General features: G+C 61.5%; 14 protein-coding genes. 5 read left to right on the top strand and 9 right to left on the bottom strand.

Translation table 11 applies throughout. The annotated features are described in order from the left end of the window. The first annotated feature begins 190 nt into the window (after positions 1-190). Both CPA59_RS22225 and CPA59_RS22230 read left to right on the top strand, forming a co-directional pair. The gene (locus CPA59_RS22225) at positions 191-1,558 is read left to right on the top strand and encodes a D-serine ammonia-lyase (protein ID WP_167389561.1); all 1,368 of its coding nucleotides are present in this window, start codon (positions 191-193) and stop codon (positions 1,556-1,558) included. 13 nt (positions 1,559-1,571) lie between these two features. Continuing rightward, positions 1,572-2,036 (top strand): GNAT family N-acetyltransferase, encoded by a 465-nt coding sequence (locus CPA59_RS22230; RefSeq protein ID WP_107760712.1) that lies wholly within the window; start codon positions 1,572-1,574, stop codon positions 2,034-2,036. 21 nt (positions 2,037-2,057) lie between these two features. On the opposite strand, the gene CPA59_RS22235 is transcribed toward CPA59_RS22230, so the two are convergent. From CPA59_RS22235 to CPA59_RS22260, 6 genes are all read right to left on the bottom strand, one after another. Beyond that, positions 2,058-3,113 carry a hypothetical protein gene (locus CPA59_RS22235; protein WP_107760713.1) on the bottom strand — a complete coding sequence of 352 codons (1,056 nt, stop codon included), beginning with the start codon at positions 3,111-3,113 and terminating at the stop codon, positions 2,058-2,060. Positions 3,114-3,125: 12 nt separating this feature from the next. Continuing rightward, a complete protein-coding gene (locus CPA59_RS22240) occupies positions 3,126-4,133 on the bottom strand; it encodes a bile acid:sodium symporter (RefSeq protein ID WP_107760932.1) in 1,008 nt (335 codons plus the stop codon). A 135-nt stretch (positions 4,134-4,268) separates the two neighbouring features. Then, positions 4,269-5,699, bottom strand: a complete 1,431-nt coding sequence (locus CPA59_RS22245; RefSeq protein WP_107760714.1) for a CehA/McbA family metallohydrolase — start codon at positions 5,697-5,699, stop codon at positions 4,269-4,271. Then, a complete protein-coding gene (locus CPA59_RS22250) occupies positions 5,692-6,972 on the bottom strand; it encodes an extracellular solute-binding protein (protein WP_107760715.1) in 1,281 nt (426 codons plus the stop codon). Before CPA59_RS22250 ends, CPA59_RS22245 begins: the two co-directional genes overlap by 8 nt. Beyond that, a complete protein-coding gene (locus CPA59_RS22255) occupies positions 6,972-7,859 on the bottom strand; it encodes a carbohydrate ABC transporter permease (RefSeq protein ID WP_245167392.1) in 888 nt (295 codons plus the stop codon). The genes CPA59_RS22250 and CPA59_RS22255 overlap by 1 nt, the downstream gene beginning before the upstream one ends. A gap of 11 nt (positions 7,860-7,870) precedes the next feature. Continuing rightward, entirely contained in the window at positions 7,871-8,779 is a 909-nt protein-coding gene (locus CPA59_RS22260) for a carbohydrate ABC transporter permease (protein ID WP_222844068.1), read from the bottom strand. A gap of 301 nt (positions 8,780-9,080) precedes the next feature. Between CPA59_RS22260 and CPA59_RS22265 the strand changes: the two genes are divergently transcribed. Continuing rightward, a complete protein-coding gene (locus CPA59_RS22265) occupies positions 9,081-10,361 on the top strand; it encodes a histidine-type phosphatase (RefSeq protein WP_107760717.1) in 1,281 nt (426 codons plus the stop codon). Positions 10,362-10,397: 36 nt separating this feature from the next. Here the strand turns inward: CPA59_RS22265 and CPA59_RS22270 are convergent, their stop codons facing one another. The 3 genes from CPA59_RS22270 to CPA59_RS22280 all read right to left on the bottom strand — a co-directional run bounded on the left by CPA59_RS22270 (position 10,398) and on the right by CPA59_RS22280 (position 13,849). Next, entirely contained in the window at positions 10,398-11,570 is a 1,173-nt protein-coding gene (locus CPA59_RS22270; RefSeq protein ID WP_049854821.1) for an MFS transporter, read from the bottom strand. A gap of 168 nt (positions 11,571-11,738) precedes the next feature. Then, positions 11,739-12,629, bottom strand: coding sequence for a LysR family transcriptional regulator (locus CPA59_RS22275; protein ID WP_107760718.1), 891 nt, complete (start codon positions 12,627-12,629; stop codon positions 11,739-11,741). A 41-nt stretch (positions 12,630-12,670) separates the two neighbouring features. Further along, entirely contained in the window at positions 12,671-13,849 is a 1,179-nt protein-coding gene (locus CPA59_RS22280; RefSeq protein ID WP_107760719.1) for an MFS transporter, read from the bottom strand. A 295-nt stretch (positions 13,850-14,144) separates the two neighbouring features. On the opposite strand from CPA59_RS22280, the gene CPA59_RS22285 reads away from it, so the two are divergent. Together CPA59_RS22285 and CPA59_RS22290 are read left to right on the top strand one after the other, a co-directional pair. Continuing rightward, positions 14,145-14,795 (top strand): iron-containing redox enzyme family protein, encoded by a 651-nt coding sequence (locus CPA59_RS22285; RefSeq protein WP_107760720.1) that lies wholly within the window; start codon positions 14,145-14,147, stop codon positions 14,793-14,795. A gap of 4 nt (positions 14,796-14,799) precedes the next feature. Next, positions 14,800-15,594 (top strand): SDR family oxidoreductase, encoded by a 795-nt coding sequence (locus CPA59_RS22290; protein WP_038917355.1) that lies wholly within the window; start codon positions 14,800-14,802, stop codon positions 15,592-15,594. The last annotated feature ends 103 nt before the right edge of the window (positions 15,595-15,697 follow it).

The following is a 15,697-nucleotide window of genomic DNA, read 5'->3' on the forward strand; positions in this document are numbered from 1 at the left end:
CGGTTATGCGGGTATAAAAATTCTGTATAGGGTAGGGAATCCGACATATCCCTATGATTAGAAAAAACAAATCCTTATTAACAAACACCCGTCCGGCGATGACGGTAGGCAAATCCCCGCTAACGCAGGCATGATAAACGTCGATGATTCGCAGCGGGCACGCGCCCGCCGTTTACTGGAGACAACGATCATGGCTGACGCCGTATACGGTAAATCCTTGCCACAATGGTTCCACGACTTTCCACTGCTGGAACCGCTGGTTAACCGCCAACCGGTGTGCTGGTTTAATCCGGCCGTGGTCCCCGTACGCGACGCGCTGGGCGACGTGCCGCTGACTGATGCCGACGTAGCCGACGCCAGCCAGCGCCTGCAACGGTTCGCGCCTTTTCTGCGCCAGGCTTTTCCGGAACTGGCAGCCAGCCACGGCATCATCGAGTCCGAACTGGTGCCGGTGCCGGCGTTTGCCGCCGCAATCGCCCGGCAGGCGGGGCTGGATGCGCCATCCTCCGTGTTACTGAAGCTGGACAGCCACTTGCCGGTGGCGGGGTCGGTCAAAGCGCGCGGCGGCATTTACGAGGTGCTGTACCACGCCGAACAGCTGGCGTTGCGTCACGGCTTACTGCAGGAAAGCGATGACTATCGCCGCCTGCTGGACGACGACTGTCAGCAGTTGTTCCATCGCCACAAAGTGGCGGTTGGCTCTACCGGCAATCTGGGGATGTCGATCGGCATCGCCAGCGCCCGGCTGGGGTTTGACACCACGGTGCACATGTCCGCCGATGCCCGCCAGTGGAAGAAAGACCGGTTGCGCGCGCACGGCGTGCGGGTGGTGGAATACGACGGCGATTACGGTCAGGCGGTGGCGCAAGGCCGCCGGGAAGCGCAATCCGACCCGAGCTGCCACTTTATCGACGACGAAAACTCGACTTCGCTGTTTCTGGGCTACGCGGTGGCGGGCGAACGGCTGAAAGCGCAGTTTGCCGCGCAGGGCCGGGTGGTGGACGCCGATCATCCGCTGTTCGTGTATCTGCCTTGCGGCGTCGGCGGCGCGCCCGGCGGCATCAGTTTCGGGCTGAAACTGGCGTTTGGCGATCACGTGCACTGCATTTTCGCTGAACCGACCGAATCCCCCTGCATGCTGATGGGCGTCTACACCGGCCTGCACGATCGGCTGGCGGTGCAGGATTTCGGCATCAGCAACCGTACTACCGCGGACGGGCTGGCGGTCGGTCGGCCGTCCGGCTTTGTCGGCAACGCCATGCAGCGGCTGATCGACGGTTACTACACACTGACGGATGAAGAAATGCTGGCGCTACTGCATGTGATGCACGAAACCCAGCAGATTCTGCTGGAGCCGTCCGCGCTGGCGGGCGCGCCGGGTTTTCTGCGTTTGTTGCAGGAAAATCAGGGCTACCGCCGGCGCGCGCCGCTGACGCCGCAGCGTTGCCGGCAAGGCACCCATGTTATCTGGGCCACCGGCGGCGGCATGGTGCCGGAAGACGAGATGGCGCGTTATCTGCAGGCGGGCGCCGCCTGCCGCCAGTCACGGATGCTGTAAGGAAACCTGCCTGATGTCGCTTATCGATTTTACGCTGGTGGATTACCCGCGCCTGATTCGCTGGGTAGACAGCGCCGAACTGAATCTGCTGTGGGGCGGCCCCACGTATTCGTTCCCACTCACCACCACGCAGATTACCGATCATCTGGCTAACCCGCAGTTTGCCCCGTATCTGTTTGAGCATCAGGGCGCTATCGTGGGATTTGTCGAACTGTATCAGGTGGAACCGCGCCACAGCCGGCTGTGCCGGGTGTTCATCGACCCGGCGTACCGCGGGCGCGGGCTGGCGCGCGCGATGTTGCAGGCCGCCATCCGACAGGCAGCGGAGCGGTTTGAGGCGCAAGCCGTATCGCTGTCGGTGTTTACCCATAACCACAGCGCGCTGCGCTGCTATCAGTCGCTCGGTTTTCACATCACCGCCGCCGCCCCGTTCGGCGATCAGGGGCTGGAACTGACGACGATGCGCCTGACCCTGTAATGCGCCTGACGCTGTGATTCTTTAGCTTTTCGACGTTTCGGCCGGCGCGCCGCAATCCGGGCAGTAGTGATAGAAGGCGTTTTTACGCAACCCGCAGGATGGGCACTGCGACAACAGTTGCAGCCCGCAATGCATGCAGAATGCCGGGGCGCCGCCGCCCTGCAGGATCAGCGGGCGGTCGCAGCCGGGGCATTGGTTGCGCGCCAGCGACGTCAACGCCGCTTCGTAGTGAATCGACTCCTTGCGTTCTTCCTGCGAGGCCGCCTGCTCCTGCTTCTTACGTTCCAGATACGTCTGCAACCAGCGCAGCAACGCCCGCCCGCCGAAATAGGTCAGCACCACCCCGACGCCGTAACGAATGTAGCCGCCGAAACTCGGCAGATACGGCACCAGTTCGACAAAGAAGCCGAACAGGGCGAACAGAATGAACCCCCACACGAACGGCCATTGGTTACCGCTGCGATAACGACGAAACAGCCACAGCGCCGCCAGCAGCAGCGGGCCGACAAACGCCAGCCGGATGAAAAACGCCTGCAGTTCCGCCTTGTGCAGCGCCTCGCCATAGCGTGCGTCCGCATCGCCGTACAACTGGCTGACCGCCAGCGTTATCGGCGTCAGTTGAAGCTGCAACTGCGCTTTCTGTTTTTGCAGATCGGCGATTTGCCCATCCAGTTGCTGTTGCACCGCCAGCAGGCGATCCAGCTCATGGTTGCGCTTGATCACCTCCGGGTTCTGATCGGACAGCTCGGTACTGCTGCGGGTGGCGCGCCAGTTGTCGAAGCTGGCCTTGGCTTTGGCGTAATCGTTAAGCGCCATTTCGCGCGCCTCCCGTTTATCCGCCAGCGTGTTGTCCAGCGTTTCCTGCGCCGCCTGAATCGGCGCCATGCGCGCTTTCTGGGCGTCCACCGCGGTCTGATCGATAAAGCTGCTGCGCTCCGGTTCACGGTTCAGCGACGGCAGGTCTTCCAGCACCGCGGCGCTGATCATCACCAGAAAATAGGCAAACAGCAGCGCAACGGTCCACTGTCCCATCCGAATCAGCCGTTCCGGCCCACGTAATTGTTTAAATGCTCGCATGGTTCCCTCTTGTTATTTTCTGGATGGCGCGGTGGAATGCGGCGGCCCGCCGGCAAAACGCAGGCGCGGCACCCAGCGTATATAGACCAGTTCCGCCAGCAGCTCCACCAGCGTCTGCGTCACCACTACCGCCGGAATGACCGGCAACGCATCCGGTATCGCCAGCGCCAGCGGCAAAATCACCAGCGCGTTGCGGGTGGCGCCGCTGAACACCAGCGCCCGCCCCGAGGGCGCGGGCAGCGACCACAGCCTCGCCATCAGCCAGCCCAACGCCGGCGCCAGCACGGCAAACAGCAGATAGATCGGTAACGCCTGCCGTACCGCACCGGTCGCCAGCCCCAGCCGCGGCACCACAAACGCGATGATCAACGCCAGCACCAGCGCGGTGGCCGGCACCGGCAATAGCCCGAGCCAGCCGGTCACCGCCGCGCCGACAGGATCTCGCGCCGCCCAGCGCTGAACGACGGCCGCCAACAGCAACGGCAGCGCCATCAGGACGATAAAAGCGTGCAGGAACGGCGCCATCCCGATGGTGACCGCCGTGGTCTGCGGCAACAGCAGCGGCAGCCATAACGGCAGCAGCAACATCTGCAATATCAACAATAAAGGCGTCGCCGCCAGCAGTAATCGGGAATCCGCGCCGCCCTGATGCGAAAAGGTCACCACATAATCGACGCAGGGACACAGCAGTACAATGGCGACACCCACCGCCACCAGCGGCTCCAGCGGCCACAGACGTAGCAGTAACGCCACCAGCAGCGGTATCGCCACAAAGTTCGTCACCACCAGCGCCAGCATAAAGCGCAGATGGGTTAGCGCCTCCAGCAGGCGGGACAGCGGCAATTGCAGAAAGGTGACAAACAGCATCAGCGCCAGCGCGGGGTTAATCGCCTCCGCCAGCGCGTCCGATGGCGGCCAGCGCCACGCCAGCACGGCGGCGACCAGCATGGTCAGCAGATAGAGGACGGTCTGGCGGCGTTCCAGCCAGCCGCTCCAGCACGATAAAAATGAGGTTGGCATCAGGGCGTCGTTGATATCTTTCGTCCGACAGGTGGCGCTGACTATGCCATTAATCACAGCGAGGCACCACCCGCCGCCAGTCGCGCCCCCTTTTCATTACCCGGCGCAATAACGCCGACGGAGCGTCATCCCGCGCTATTTCGGCAGGCGCGCCACCGCTTCGCCCCAGGTGGTGAAGGTCTGGCAGGAGAAAATCGGGTGAGTGCCGTTATACAGCGGATTGATCAGCCCGGCAAAGTCGCCGTCCGGCCCGCGGATATCAATGCGGCACCACGGCCAGCTTGCCAGCGGCAGCGCAAAGCTCACTTCGTCGCGCCCCAGTTCATGGCGCGCAATCACCGTTCCGCCCGCTACGCATTCCGCCACATAGCCCGGCCGATCGTTTTCGATGACGAGGGTCGCCTGAACCGTGCGCGCCCCGACATTCTGCCCCGGCAACACGTCGCCGTCGTCAAACCGGAAGCGCAGGCCGCACTGCCGGTCGATATACACCCGGCCTTGCCGCAATCCGTGCAGAATGGCGTCGCCGCTCAGGCCGTGGGCAAACACCAGCGTCGTCGGGTCGCCGTACACCGAGGGCTGGGTCGCGCCGTCATAACGTTCGTCCGGGCGCAGATGGCAATCGCTGCCGCCGACGGCGGCGATGCGCCAGCCGCCGTTCCACAACGTGCTCAGGAACTGCAACGCCCGCTCGGTGGCGGCGGCCGACGTCGGCCAGGTCGGGTCGCAGCACACTTCCAGCGTGTTGATGCGCGCCAGCGGCATCGCCGCATACTGCCAGTGCCACGGCGGCATCATCGGATGGTTGATACTGATGTTGCCGTCGCCCGTCACATTCAGCGACAGCCCCTGACGGATCAGCGTTTCCGGCGCCATGTCCCCGTCTTCCGGCGTCAGCACCCGGCGCGGACCATGCACATTGAAATGGCCGATGTCGGTGGTCACCTCCAGCGCAGGCAGGAACAGGGTACGGCCTCCAGCCGGCAGCGCCGGGTGGCACAGGTTATGTTCAGTCAGGAACAGAAAATCGAGCTGATGCTCTTGCGCCAGCGTCACCGCCGCCGTCAGGCCGTTGTGCCCGTCCGACAGCCGGGTGTGGGCGTGCAAATCGCCGCGATACCAGCGGGACGCCGGTTCGAGACAGGCGGAATAGTCAAAACACACCTGATGGTCGCCGCGCAGCGCCACCGTCAGCAGCATCTCGTCCGGCGGCGGCAACGGCGGATCGAACGCCACCGTGATCTGGTAATCCGCCTGCGTCGGATGATTTGCCTGAGCCGGAATGCTGCACAGCGCCAGCCGCCACGCCCCCGGCGGCAGCGGCCCCGGTATGCCGCCCAACGGCAACGCACGCCGTGCGGCGATGGTCACCGACTTGGCGGCCGGCTCAATCAGCAGGTTGGCGCGCAGTTGCCGGCGGGCGTCGTAGACAAACGCATACAGGTAGCTTTTGTTGCGGTTGTGCGCGGTCAGAGTCAGGCAGTCGACCCCCTCCGGCACGGTAAACTCCACTTGCCCACGCCCTGTCGTCAGGCAACCGGCAAGGGTCAGCTCCGGCTTATTCATTGATGCGGTCCAGCGCTTTTTGCGCTTTACGGGCCGCCTCGGTCAATACCTGTTGCGCCGGATTGTTTTCGATTTCCACCTGATCGGCGGCCACGGTCAGCGCATCCAGAATTTTGCCTTTGGTCGGATCGATAAAATCCATACTGGCGGATTTCGCCTGCTGCACCGGCACGGCCGCCTGCGGGTTGGCGGCGACGTATTTCTGATAATCCGTGTCCTGCAACACGCTTTCACGCACTGGAATATACCCCGTGAACATCGACCAGCGGGCGGTATTGGCCGCACTGGTGTAGAAACGCATAAAGGCAAAGGCGCCCTTCGCCGCCGCTTCCGGCGTGCCGGTTGGCATCACGAAAATCAGCGCCCCCGCCTGCGGCGCCGCCGGATTGCTCCCCCAGCCCGGCTGAGGCAACGCCGCCAGCCGCTGGAAGTCGAGATCGCCCTGATCGCCGGACGAACCGGTATACCCCAGCGCCCGGTCTTTCATCACGTCATCAATGGTTTTGTACCAGTATTCCCAGCCCTGACCGCCGTGATAAATGCGCATGATGCGCTCTTCATGAATCCACCGGCGGAAGCTGTCCCAAACCTCCACCCACGCCGGCGAATCGATCACCACCTTTTTACCGTCTTCGCTGAGAATACGCCCGCCGTTGGACAGCGCCGCGTCAATCAGGTTGCCCGGCCCCCACATCGGCTCCCAGCCGTAATAGCGGGTGTTGCCGTCGGCGTCTTTTTGGGTGACCGCCGTCGCCACTTTCGCCAGCCCCTGCCAGGTTTTCAGGTCATCCGGCGTAAAACCGTGCTGCGCCAGCATCGCCTTGTTGTAGTAAAGCACCTGGGTGGTGCCGTAGGCGGGCAGGCCGTAAACGCTGCCGTTCGGCCGGGTGACCTGACGGCGGAACGCGCCGATAAAATCGGTGAAATGGAAGCTGTCGTCCATGTACGGCCGCAGGTCGCGCAGCAACTTGCGCTCCGCCAGCGCCGTTCCCTGCGAGGCGGTCAACAGCGCGAACGCCGGGGCGTTTTGCGCCGCCATGCCGGCCTGTAATTTTTGCCAGGTTTCATCGTAATTACCCTGCAACGCGCCTTTCACCACGTATTGATCCTGACTGCGGTTAAATTCGTCGATCAGCGTCAGCATCATTTTTTGCGGCTTGGTGCCGCCGGAATACCAGAAGTTCACCTCGGTAGCGGCCTGCGCCTGCGCGGTCAGCAGCAGCGCGCACAGCGCGCCGCTCACACACCGCCACCCTTTGCGTACGGTCATCATTATTCTTTCACTCCATTATCGGAAAAGCCGGACAGGATAATTCGTTGGCACAACAGGAATAAAAACAGCATCGGCATCACGACAATGGCGCTGGCCGCCATGATATTCGACCAGTTAAAACCGTAGTCTCCCCCGGAAATAAAATACTGCCGGATACCAATGGAAATTAAATTCAGCGACGGCGAAGTAATCACCAGACTGGGCCACATGTAGCTGTTGTAATTGGTGATGAAAATAAGCAGAAACAGCGTAGCCAGCGCCGGCTTTATTTGCGGCAGCACAATGGTACGCAGCAACGTCCATTCGCCGGCGCCGTCAATACGCGCCGCTTCCATTAATGACGGATGAATTTTTTTCAGCGCCTGATGTAAATAAAACACCCCCATCGCACTTACCGCGTTGGAAAAAATCAGGCCGATATGGGTATCCAGCAAATGCAATTTAGCCAGAATGATGTAACAGGGAATATAGGTCACCGCGCCGGGCAACATATAACAGGCCATTACCACGCCATACAGCAAACGGCCGGCTTTACCGCGCCACTGAACAACGGCGTAGGCAAACAGCAGACTGTTGACCACCACCAGCAGCGACGTCAGCAGCGCCACCGTCAGGCTGTTGTACATAAACAGCCCGAAATGCGTCTCGCGCCATACCGCGGCGAATGAGGAAAAGTCGGGATGCGACGGCAACAGTTGCAGCGGATGGCGGAAAATTTCGTCATTGGTTTTCAGCGCGCCGGACAGCATCCACACGAACGGGAATACCATCAGCAGGCCGGCCATCATCAATAGCAGGTGTTTCAGCAATCCCCGCCCGCGAAAAACCGGGCGACGGGCGGCAGCGGAAACAACCGGTTCGGCCAGCGCGATCGGCGACGACACCATACCCATGCTCCTTAGAAATAGACCCAGCGGCGGGCAATCAGGGTGTTGACCAGCGACAGCGACCCCGCCAGCAACAGGATCATCACCGCGCTGGCCGCCGCCGGTCCCATGCTGAACTGCTGGAACGCCTGCTGGTAAAACAGGTACATCAGCGTGCGGGTGCTATTGCCGGGGCCGCCCTGCGTCAGCATTTGAAATTGATCGAATGCCTGAACGGCATTCACCAGATTGACGATCAACAGGAAAAAGGTGGTGGGGGAAATCAGCGGCAAGGTGATGGTTAACAGGCGTGTAGCGCGGCTGCCGCCGTCCAGCCGCGCGGCTTCGTATAGCTCGGCGGGAATGCGGTTGAGCGCGCTGATGAAGAACATCATCGTCCAGCCGATGCCCTGCCATACCGTGACCGCCACCACCGCCAGCATGGCGCTGCCCGGCCGCTCCAGCCAGGGCACGCCCGCCGCGCCGAACAGCCCGAGCAGTTGGTTCGCCAGCCCGGCGCGAGAGTCGAACACCCATGACCACACCACGGAAACCGCTACCGTCGGGGTAATCCACGGAGAAAAGATCATCGCCTGATAACAGCGTTGCCCGCGACACCGGCGATGCAGCAGCAGCGCGAATCCCAGCCCCAGCGCCACCACCGGCATCACCACCGCGATGGCGAACACCAGCGTGTTTGCCAGCGCGCCGGAAAAATCGTCGCTCTGCAGCAAATCACGGTAATTATCCACACCGACGACATGATAATCCGGCGAAATATAATCCCAGTCGGTGAGGCTGATATAGAGGCTGCAAAAAAAAGGAATCACCCAGAATAGCAATAACGGGATCAGCAACGGGGCAATAAACCCGGCGCCAATAAATCCTGAGCCACCAAACCCACCGCGGTTAAATAGCGTCGGTATTTTATTGGCCTTCATGACGTCTCCGTAAATCACACCCCGGTGTTAATCCGCCAAGCCTAAAAGCGCTCTGTGACAACAAACCGGCAAAAAGAAGACAGTTTCATGATTCAGGCTTTTCTGTTTTCATTTCACGGCCTTCAGAGTGAAAGTGATGACGTTCACATCATTGCCGGGCTCAAAAAGATATTTTCTCTTCAACAAACTTATTTACAGGCTGAAAGAAATCCCACGATTCTTACATAGAAAAAATATTCTTCCCGCTACCGCCATCGCTTAGCCTTGCGGTAGCCAAAAGGCATGTACCCGAGGATTAACTATGTTATTCACACGCAAGACCGTCGCCGGGCTGTTGTTGTCGGCGTTACCCTGGCTGGGCGCGCAGGCGGAAACCGCTCCGTCAGGCTGGACGCTGGAAAAAGTGGTGGAAATAAGCCGCCACGGCGTACGCCCGCCGACCGAAGGCAACGTCAAAACCATTCAGGAAGGCACCGGACGCAACTGGCCTGCCTGGCTGACCCATTACGGCGAGCTGACCGGTCACGGTTATGCGGCGGCGGTACTAAAAGGACGGTACGAAGGGCAGTACCTGCGCCAGCACAGGCTGCTGACCCAAAATTGCCCGGCGTCCGACGACGTGTTTGTCTGGGCCAGCCCGCTGCAACGCACGCAGGAAACCGCAATGGCGCTGATGGATGGCGTATTCCCCGGCTGCGGCGTGGTGATTCGCGGCCCGGAGAGTGAAGACAACGACCCGCTGTTCCATGCCGAAACCGCCGGCGTGCCGGTGGATCAGGAACAGGTGAAGGCCGATCTGCAAAAAGCGATGCAGGGCAAAAGCGCCGGGCAGATTCAGGCGGAGTGGCAACCGGCGATCGATCGCCTGAAACAGGCGGTCTGCCTGCCGGATAAACCCTGTCCGGCGTTCAGCGCCAAATGGGAAGTGAAAGAGAGCAAAAAAGGGAACCTCTCGCTGCATGGGCCGGAAGCGCTGGCCAACATGGCGGAAACCATCCGGCTGGCCTACAGCAACAACAACCCGCTCGGTCAGGTGGCGTTCGGCAACGCCAGAACCGCCGCCGCGGTGGGCGCGTTAATGCCGCTGCTGACCGCCAACTACGATTTCACCAACGACCTGCCTTACGTGGCGCGGCGCGGCGGTTCGGTACTGATGAATCAGATAGCCCTGGCGCTCAACCCGGAACATCAGGCGGACGCCCCGCCCGACGCCAAATGGCTGCTGTACGTAGCGCACGACACCAACATCGCCAAACTGCGCGCCATGCTGGGCTTCACCTGGCAGATGGGCGACTACCCGCGCGGCAATATCCCGCCCGCAGGCAGCCTGATCTTCGAACGCTGGCGCAATCCGCAGTCCAGCCAACGCTTCGTGCGCATCTACTTCCAGGCGCAGTCGCTGGACCAGATTCGCGGGCTGACCGCGCTGGATAACGACCATCCGCCGCTGCGCAGCGAATTCTCGATGAACGGCTGCCAGAAAACCGATGTCGGCACCCTGTGTCCGTACGATGCCGTGATGAAACGCCTCAACGGCGCGGTGGATCGCACCGCGCTGCTGCCGGTGCGCTATACGCTGTAATCGTTATACCCGTCACGGGCGGAACCCCGCCCGTGATTACCGACGACTGGCCGCCACCAGCGCCAGCAGCGTCACGCCGCCGGCAAACAGCGTTACCGGCATCCAGCCGCCCGCCTGCCAGGCGGCCATCGCGCCGCTGGAACCCAGCGCCCCGCCGAGGAACATGCCGCCCATGAACAGCGTATTGATGCGCCCGCGCGCCGCCGGTTGCAAGCCATAAATCACATGCTGGTGAGCGATCAACGCGCTCTGCACCCCGAGGTCCAGCAGTATCACCCCGACAATCAGGCCCGCCACCGCGCCCCACAGCCCAAACACGCCCCACGCCAGCAGCGTGAGCAACGCGCCCAGCAGAATCACCGGCCGACTGCCGATGCGATCCGCCAGGCGTCCGGCCACCGGCGCCGCGGTAATGCCCGCCACGCCAATCACGCCGAACAGACCCGCCGCCGCCGCGCCCATCGGATGGCTGCCGCTGGCAAGGTACAGCGCCAGAATGCTCCAGAACGCACTAAACGACGCAAACAGCGCACCCTGAATCCAGGTAGCGCGACGCAATGCCGGCTCCGCGCGCCACAGCGTCAGCAGTGAGCGCATCAGCGAACGCCAGGACAGCGCCGATGACGACGGCAACACAGGCAGCATGCGCCCCATCAGCGCCGCGCCCGCCAGCGCCAGCGGCACGCTCAGCCAGAACATGGCGCGCCACCCGGCGGCATCCGCCACCAGCCCGGCCAGCGTCCGGCTAAGCAGTATGCCGCTCAGCAACCCGCTCATCACGGTGCCGACCACCGCGCCGCGCTGACCCTCGCCCGCCACCGTCGCCGCTACCGGCACAATCTGCTGCGCCACCGTCGCGCCGACGCCGATCAATACCGATGCCGCCAGCAGCACCGTCGCCGACGGCGCCAGCGCCGCCAGTACCGAGGCCAGCGCCAGCAACAAAAATTGCCAGACGATCAGCTGTCGCCGCTCGAACTTGTCGCCCAACGGCACCAGCATCAGCAATCCCAGCGCGTAACCAAGCTGGGTAGCGGTGGGAATCATCGATGTCGCGCCGCTGCCGGGAAAGCTGGCGGTCATCAGGCCGAGCATCGGCTGGTTGTAATAAATATTGGCGACTGCCACACCGCTGGCGGCCGCCATGGCAAAAATCAGCGGCTTACCCGCCTGTTGTACGGCGTCATCGCTGTAAGATAACGTGCTCATGGTCATTCTCCGTGGTTGCCTGTCTGAAGGTTGTTTTCCCCTCAGGCCGGAAGCACCATCACACGGCACGACTTGGGGGACAGGTTCAGCATAAGCAAGGCGACTTCACCGCAGAAGAGCGCCACCAGCCATAATATTTATTCCAGAATGGAATGGGTGAAAGGAAACTCAGGCAGGCACAGACAGATGGTGGGCCACAAATTCGGTAAACGCCCGGGCGCGGGCCGACGTTAACCGGCCGCCGGGGTAAACCGCCCACAGATCCATGACGCCGATATGCCAGTCGGTCAGCGCCGTTACCACCTCGCCGCTCGCCAGCTCCGGCGCAAACATCCACGCCGACGCCACCGCCAGGCCGTTGCCCGCCAGCACCGCTTCCCGCACCCCTTCCGCCGCGCTGGTGCGGATGCGTCCCGACAGCGTGACCAGACATTGCCGGTCATCGCGACGAAACCACCAGTTGCCCGGCGCATCGGCCTGCAGGTAGATCACCGCGTCATGCTCTTCCAGCGCCTCGGGCAAGGCCGGCGTGCCGCGAGCGGCGAAATACGCCGGCGTAGCCAGCAACCGCATCGGCGCCGAGCCGATCTTCCGGGCGGTCAACCCGGAATCTTTCATCTCGCCCAGCCGCAACGCCACATCAATGCCTTCGGCGATCAGATCCACCGGACGGTCATCCAGAATGATGTCCACCTTCAGCTGCGGATGCTGCGACATAAACCTATGCAAACGGGGCAGCACATGCAGGCGGGCGAAAGTCACCGGCGCCGACACCCGCAAATAACCGCTCAGTTCTCCGTTACCGCCGCGCACCCCGTCCTGCGCCTCGTGCAACTGTTGCAACGCCGGGGCGACCTGCTCGTAAAACCGCTGCCCGGCTTCGGTGGGCGTCAACCCACGGGTGGAGCGCAGCAACAGCTTGACCGACAGTTGCTGCTCAAGCTGTATGATGGCTTTGGAAATGGCCGGCTGGCCGATGCCAAGACGGCGCGACGCAGCGGAAAAGGAGCCGCACTCATAAACACAGATAAACGTTTCCAGCGTTGCCAGACGATCCATTTTCTCCCCCGGTGATTCACCACCAATACACGCCTGTCGGGCTACTCGGCCACTTCCGGACTCGCCGGTCTGGCGGCGTCCCGCTGCGTCGTCGCAAGCGCGTTGGCCGCCAGAAACAACAGCCCCAGCAACCCCAGAATAGCGATTAGCCCATCACGGCCGTACCACTGCATCAGCGAACCGCTCACCAGCGGACCGCTGAAGCTGCCGACGCCCCATAAAACGCCGAACAAGGCGTTGATCGCCACCAGATCGACGCCGCTGAACTGCTTGCCCGCCCGCACCAGCGACAGAGTGTAAATACTGCCCGCCACCGCGCCCAGCAGGAAGACGTTCGCCCACACCCAGCCGGTGCCGTAGCTGAACGGCAGACCGGCCAGCATCAGCACGAACAGCACCCCGCAGACCAGATGCACCCGCACCGTACCCAGTTTGTCGGAAACCCAGCCCAGCGGCACCTGCAACAACGCATCGCCGATAAACAGCACCGTCACCAGCAGCACCGCCAGCGGTTCCTCGTAGCCGTGCGCTATGCCGTACAGCGGCAGCATCGACAGCACCGCGCCGTCGAAAAAGGCGAACGCAAATACCGCCGCCGCCAGCGCCGGCGCGGCCAGCAGCAGTGAAAACAGGTTATGTTGCCGATGGGCGCTCAGCGCCAGCCCGGAAAAAGACGAGCCGGGCACCATCAGCAGGCATACGCCATGCAGCGCCAGAATCAGCAACAGCCCGGTGGGATCGTCCAGGCCGGTGAGGGAAATCAGCAGCGGCCCCAGCAGTTGCAGGCCGGTAAACGCGGTGGCGTACAATCCCACCAGCACGCCCCGGCGGTGCTCGGCGGTGTGGCCGCTGACCCAGGTTTCGCCGATGACGATAATCAGCCCACAGCAAAATCCCATCAGAAAACGCGGTGCGGCCAGCAGCAGCACATTGTCGAGGTAAAACGACAGCGTCAGGCTGACGCCCATGCCCCATGTCGACAGCGCCAGCAAGCGGCCCACCGGCAAACGCATCGCCACAGGCGCCGCCACCCAGGAAGAGACGAAGACGCCAATCGCCGGCAGCGCGGACATCATGCCAGTCAGCGCGGAGCCGTATCCCAGCGCGGTCAGTTTCAGCGTCACCAGCGGGATGGAATACCCCTGAACCAGCCCCACCAACGAGGCGCTGGTCATCACCACCCAAATCGCCAGCTGATGCGCGCGGCGCGATCTCGACATGCTGTTTCTCCGTCCCTTCGTGATTTATCAGGCGGCCTACTATCACCTATACCGGATTTTACCTATATCGGATTTCAGTACCACCGGATTCCGGCGCCGAACCCGACGCCGACGTGTACCCTCACCGCAAACCAATGACTATAAATTTCATTATTTATCAAAACATTAATCTAACACATCGATATTGAGATGATTTTTTAACCGTCTTAAGTCTCTCTTAATGCTCGCCCGTTAGCATGACACCATCGCACCCAGAGGCGGCCCCGACTGTCAACGCGCCATTCAGGAGTAAGACATGAGCTTTTACCAGCAACTGCAATCCGCAACATCAACATCGCAACAACTGATGATGTCCGCTCCGGTCATTGACGCCTGTCGTCAGGGAACCATCACCGGGGATATGTACATCGCCTTTCTGACGCAGGCTTACCATCACGTCAGTTATACCGTACCGCTGCTGATGGCGGCGAGCGGTCGTCTTCCCCGGCATCAGGCGTGGGTGCGTGAGGCCATTGAGGAATATATCGACGCCGAGTACGACCACAAGGCCTCGATTCTCCACAGAATTCGTGCCTGCGGCGGCAAAACGGAAACCCTGAGCCAGAACGCCGCCACCCAGTGGATTGAACTGATGGCGGCGTACCTCTATGACCAGATCCAGCGCGACAACCCGATGAGCATCTTCGGCCTGATACACGTACTGGAAGGCATCCAGGCCAACATCGCGCCCGATATGGTCAGGCAGATAGAAGCGGAACAGGGCCTGCCTGTTGGCACGATAAACGGCCTGCAGGCACAAGATCCGGCGGATAAAACATGCCAGAACGTCTTCGCCGCGCGGATGGACAACATCAGCGACTCGGCCGATCAGACCGCGATAATTCATGCCGCTCATGTGGTTTATCAGCTGTACGGCGATATGCTGCGCAGCCTCACGGAGCACTAATGTCATGAAGCTAAAAAATAAACGTATCCTTCTGACGGGCGCCAGCAGCAGCACTGGCCAGGAACTGGCATTGTCGCTGGCCGCCAGGGGCGCCAGGCTATATCTGGTCGGCCGTAATGAAAAGGCGCTGCTGGCGTTACAGAATCGGTTACCCGATCCCAGTCATCACAATATTTTGCTGGCGGACCTGTGCGACGAACAGGATCGCGACGCGCTGGCGGAGTGTTTCCCGGAAAACGCCAGACTGGACGTGCTGATTAACAACATAGACACATCGACCTTCGGCCTGTTTGAAGAGCAGAGCCACGACGTCATCCGTCGGCAACTTGCTCTTAATACCGAAGCACCGATACTGCTGACTCACTCTTTGCTCGACTGCATCAGCACGCCCGGCATCATCATGAATATCGGCTCGACCCTGGACGGGATCGGTTACCCGGGATACAGCGCATATTGCGCCAGCAAATTTGCCTTGCGCGGATTCAGCGAAGCGCTGCATCGCGAATTGTCATCTAAAGGGATTAAAGTACTGCATCTGGCTCCCAGATCCATCGATACCGGCCGTCACGCCCAGAAGACCAACGCTCTGACTCAGGCGCTGGGCTACCACAGCGACAACCCGGCCTGGGTGGCGGAACAGGTGGTCAACGCGCTGGAGCAGGAAACCGTGCGCCGTTGGCTGGGTTGGCCGGAAAAACTGTTCGTGCGGCTTAATGCGCTGGTGCCTGCCGTGGTGGATAATGCCATCCGTCGTCAGCTTGCCGCTATCCAGCATTATGCAAAGGCGCAGAAAAAATAGGGAAATCACACATGGTTCTCCGGGCACATATGGCAATCCAATCAGATATGACAATTCGGTCACATACGGCTACCCGCTTATATACGACTATCCGCTCGCATAC

It is taken from the genome of Dickeya sp. Secpp 1600 (assembly GCF_003049805.1).
Classification (GTDB): domain Bacteria; phylum Pseudomonadota; class Gammaproteobacteria; order Enterobacterales; family Enterobacteriaceae; genus Dickeya; species Dickeya fangzhongdai.